We start from the raw sequence: 4,391 nt of genomic DNA, 5'->3' as shown, positions 1-4,391 counted from the left end.
CTTCGGCCGGCGACAGGTTTTGGCCTGCCGCTTTTTGTGCTGCGATGGTTTTTCATGAGGCGTTGAAAGCCTGTTTGTCAAGGTTCACGCCCTCGCTACTTATTTTCGTAGCAAGGTGCTGTCCATCGATGAACTACCCTAAGTCTACACGAAAAAAATGCAATCCCCGGAATTTTGCGAGAATTGCATTTTGATGAAGTTTACACTTTGGAAATTGCATTTTTGCAATCATTCTGTATAATGGAAGTATGCGGAGGAGGTGCGTATCTATGGCTTTACCCGGAACACCCGGACAGCGGATTTCCGATTTATGCAACGGGAACCACATCACACAAAAGGAACTTGCGGAGAAGATAGGGGTTTCCGCTTCCCAGTTGAGCCGCATTGTCAGCGGCGAAACGAGAACGGTCAGCAGTGATATTCTCATAGGCGTGGCAAAGGAATTTAAGGTATCGACAGACTACATACTGGGCTTATCCACCGTGAGCGTCCGTAAAAGCTACGATATTTCTGAATTAGGCTTGTCCGAGGGAGCCGTGAGGGGGCTCGTGACGGGTGCTGTTGATGTGCAAATCCTCAACCGCCTGTTGGAACACAGGAATTTTCCTAAGCTGATAGATTTGATACGGATTTATTTTCAGGACACAGCGGCAAAAGGCATAACAGCAAGAAACCAGCTTATCGAGATAGCAACGGCTTCCCTGTCCGACCTGATGAAAGAACACCCGGAACACCGGGCGGAAGCAAAGCAGGATTTACAGCTTTTGAACGCCCAGAAGATGGGGGAACATGAGGCGGAGATTGAGAAAATCAAAAATGTGTTCCTTGCTATCCTGCGGGATATTAAGAAAGACATTGACAACGGGGAACAGCCGGGAGAAGCTGTGACCGCCGCGATGTTCCAAGCCATGCGGGACGCATTGGCGGAACAGAAGCAAAACCCGCTTTCCATTGACGATGTAGCGGCGATGGTTGCCGGACAGATCGGACAGCTTACGCCGATGGATGAAGAAACTGCCGACCTGTTCAAGCAGTTGGCAAAAAAGATGATGAAAGGAATAGAATAATAGCCTGTTATTCGAGATAATAATATGCCATTAGTAAAGCATGACTACCCTGTTTTAGAGTACGATACCGCATCAAAAGCTGTTTTTCAGCCGGGAAATGGGAAAAAATGTTTTCCTGCAAAAGCAGTGTTTGCTTTTTTAGGAGACGAGGTTGAAAATTATGCACATACCCATGATGGAATACAGATAGATGAATTTGAAAGTGCAACAAGACGATATCCTATTTATGAATGTCTTTATAATCAGGAGAAAATATGTCTATGTCCGGCTCCTGTGGGAAGTGCTGCTGCCGTCCAAGTTTTAGAATATTTAATTGCAGGGGGTGTAACAAAGATTATTTCCGTCGGCTCTTGCGGCGTATTGGAAGACATCCCGGAAAATAGATTTTTGATACCTGTTTCTGCATTGAGAGATGAGGGAACATCTTACCATTATCTTCCTCCCTCCCGAGAAGTAGAGATTTCAAAGGCTGGTATAAATGCGATTGAATCTGCTTTAAGCCAAAAGAATATACCATATTGGGAAGTTAAAACATGGACAACAGACGGTTTTTATCGAGAAACAGTAGAAATGGTTCAGTATCGGAAAGAAGAGGGATGTCAAGTAGTAGAAATGGAATGTTCCGCATTGGCGGCGTGTGCAAAATTTAGAAAAGTTACATGGGCTATGCTGCTTTTTTCAGCCGATACTCTTGCAGACCCTCATAAATACCAAGAAAGAGAATGGGGAAAAACAAGTATATCCATAGCCTTAGAATTAGCCTTAGACGCTGTTTTATCAGTTGTTGAGGAGTAAAAATAAATACATATAGGAGTTACAATGAATATAAATGAATTTCCACAACAAGTAAATCAAGTTATTTCAATAGCAGAAACCATATTACAAGGTCAAATATTGGGGATATATTTATATGGTTCAGCAACAATGAATGGGCTGCGTCCAGATAGTGATATAGATATACTGATAATTACTAAACAAGAATTGAGTAATTCAATCAGAGCAGATCTAACAAAGCAATTATTGAAAATTTCTGGCTCCGTAGGCTGTATTGAAAAAAGACCTTTAGAGGTAACTATTATCAATCAATCTGATATTGTTCCGTTGCAATTTCCGCCAAAATGTCAGTATATGTATGGTGAATGGCTAAGGGGAGAGATGGAAGCAGGAGAATATCCGCAAGCCTGCAATGACCCAGATATAATGATTTTATTATGGCAAGCAAGAAAAAATAGCATAACTTTGAAGGGGGCGGAAAGCAAAGAGCTTATTCCCGCTATCCCATTTCACGAAATTAAAAAAGCAATTCGGTTTTCTTTACCTGGTTTGATTTCCAGCTTTAAGGGTGATGAAAGAAATGTGTTATTAACCTTATCACGAATGTGGTTTACTTTAGTAACAGAAGAAATCACGACAAAAGATGTTGCCGCAAAATGGGTAATTTTAAAATTGCCGGAGAGATTTCCCCCCCTGCTAACAACGGCAAAGGAAGCTTATTTGGGAAATTTGTCTGATGAATGGGAGACAGTAGAAAAGGAAGCGATGGCACTTGTAGAATATATGAAAAAACAAATTGAGGAATTACTTAGAACAGAGTAGCAAAGTTAGCGGGGCCAATCAACGGTCAAGATGAACGGCGCATAAATGCGCCGCCGTTGACAGTCCCGCCCGTCTTTGCTGATGGGCAATCAAGGCGGGAAAGCCCTAAAATGGCTTCCCGCCCATTTCAATCTTGAGAGAAGAAACGCTCCAAAATCAGAAAGAGAGCGGTAAATCTGAATTGCGAGGGAGAATGTAGATGAATCAAGGAAGAATTATTGTGATTACAGGTTCGCCGGGAACAGGAAAGACAACAACTGCGTCGATTGTCGCAAAAGAATCGAACATGGATAAATCTGTGCATATGCACACAGACGACTTTTTTCATTATTTAAGCAAAGGAGCAATACCGCCGCATTTACCAGAGTCCAACGAACAAAATTTAGTTGTCATTGAAGCCTTTTTAGAAGCTGCAAAGCGCTATGCCCGCGGCGGATATGATGTAATTGTAGATGGAATTGTCGGGCCGTGGTTTTTAGAACCATGGAGAGCCCTTGTTCGAGAAGATTATGAAGTACACTATATTGTTTTAAGAGCCAGTAAAGAAGAAACTATGAAACGAGCTGTGGAACGCTCAAAATTAGACAGAAAAACAAATGTTGAATTAGTAGAAACAATGTGGGAGCAATTTTGTAATTTGGGGATATATGAATCGAATGTTATAGAAACGACAACCTATTCTATCCAAGAGGCTGTTTTGGCAGTAAAAGAAAAAATTTCAAGTGGAGCCGCATTGTTATCTTAAACGCTTTCTAAAAATCGAAATTTCATTTATCAGAGAAATAGCAAAGCCAGCCGGGGTAGTCAACGGTCAAGATGAACGGCGTATTTCATGCGCCGCCGTTGACAGTCCCGCCTGTCTTTGCAGATGGGCAATCAAGGCAGGAAACCCCTAAAATGGCTTCCCGCCCATTTCATTATGAGAAAAGAAACGCTCCAAAATCAGAAAGAGAGCGGCCAAGCACTTTGAGGGATTGGTCGCCTTGTTCACCCATTCAGCGGGACGGCGGGTGGCGGTCAAGGCCGGGTGTAAGCCCGTTCATTTCAGCCTTGACGGTTGCCCGCTGTCCTGTTACTTTTCCGGGAGTGTAGCCACAACTTCGGGACACTTTGTCCACAAGTCGGAGCGTAGGACGAGGGACGGGGGATTTCATATACGCCCAGTCTGCTGTTGAAACCAGACCTGTGCTTACGGCTCTACGCCACGCAAGCACAGCCCTGTTTTCCTGCCGCTTCAAATGCCCTTGCCCTCCCCGGCGGCAACGGCATTTTCACGGCAACGCCGACAGAGCGTATAACACACTACACTTTGCTTCGCAAAGTCGTGTGCCAAATGGGGGCGTTGCCCCCTTTGGAAACCCCCACAAGAAAAGGCGGTACGCTACCCCTCCACGGGGCGCATACCGCCTTTTCTTGTTATCCAGCCCTCCGGCTGTATCGGTTGAGCAAAAGTCAGCGTGGGATTGATGTGGTATCTTTATCTAAGTGAACCCCCCTGCTCCCATTTGGAGATGGTCTGCCGCACCACATTCAGCTTCATGGCAAGTTCTTGTTGGGAAAGTCCCTTGGATTTCCGGATTGCCTTTATGTTTTCGTTTAACATATGGGCTCACTCCTATTACAATAAATTTGGACAGGAAAGCCGGACAGCCAGTCCGGCTTTCCCTCCATCTCGTGCCTAAGCTACAATGAGAGGAGCAACTGGCTGACCAATCACTCCTTGGGCTT

General features: G+C 44.4%; 4 protein-coding genes and 1 pseudogene. 4 read left to right on the top strand and 1 reads right to left on the bottom strand.

The window, feature by feature from the left end; genetic code table 11:
- Window positions 1-269: 269 nt before the first annotated feature.
- The 4 genes from B5G40_RS16445 to B5G40_RS16430 all read left to right on the top strand — a co-directional run bounded on the left by B5G40_RS16445 (window position 270) and on the right by B5G40_RS16430 (window position 3,408).
- Complete coding sequence (locus tag B5G40_RS16445) at window positions 270-1,067, top strand: helix-turn-helix domain-containing protein (protein WP_002578724.1); 798 nt, start codon at window positions 270-272, stop codon at window positions 1,065-1,067.
- Window positions 1,068-1,091: 24 nt separating this feature from the next.
- On the top strand, window positions 1,092-1,862 hold the full coding sequence (locus B5G40_RS16440; RefSeq protein ID WP_002578723.1) for a nucleoside phosphorylase: 771 nt from the start codon (window positions 1,092-1,094) through the stop codon (window positions 1,860-1,862).
- Between the two features lie 24 nt (window positions 1,863-1,886).
- Complete coding sequence (ant(9), locus tag B5G40_RS16435; protein ID WP_002578722.1) at window positions 1,887-2,663, top strand: ANT(9) family aminoglycoside nucleotidyltransferase; 777 nt, start codon at window positions 1,887-1,889, stop codon at window positions 2,661-2,663.
- Window positions 2,664-2,862: 199 nt separating this feature from the next.
- Complete coding sequence (locus tag B5G40_RS16430; protein ID WP_087308756.1) at window positions 2,863-3,408, top strand: AAA family ATPase; 546 nt, start codon at window positions 2,863-2,865, stop codon at window positions 3,406-3,408.
- Between the two features lie 747 nt (window positions 3,409-4,155).
- Here B5G40_RS16430 and B5G40_RS16415 read toward each other — a convergent pair.
- Window positions 4,156-4,266 (bottom strand): annotated as a pseudogene (locus B5G40_RS16415) (helix-turn-helix transcriptional regulator); the annotation flags it as partial.
- Between the last annotated feature and the right edge of the window lie 125 nt (window positions 4,267-4,391).

It is taken from the genome of Flavonifractor sp. An9 (genome assembly GCF_002161245.1).
Lineage (GTDB): Bacteria > Bacillota > Clostridia > Oscillospirales > Oscillospiraceae > Flavonifractor > Flavonifractor avicola.
The sequence above is the reverse complement of the archived record's forward strand: the minus strand, read 5'-3'. Positions and strand labels throughout refer to the sequence as shown.

Bases quoted from the DNA above. Each gene is read 5' to 3' on its own strand.
- B5G40_RS16430 (WP_087308756.1), top strand. From the start codon at position 2,863: ATGAATCAAGGAAGAATTATTGTGATTACAGGTTCGCCGGGAACAGGA.
- B5G40_RS16440 (WP_002578723.1), top strand. From the start codon at position 1,092: ATGCCATTAGTAAAGCATGACTACCCTGTTTTAGAGTACGATACCGCA.
- B5G40_RS16445 (WP_002578724.1), top strand. From the start codon at position 270: ATGGCTTTACCCGGAACACCCGGACAGCGGATTTCCGATTTATGCAAC.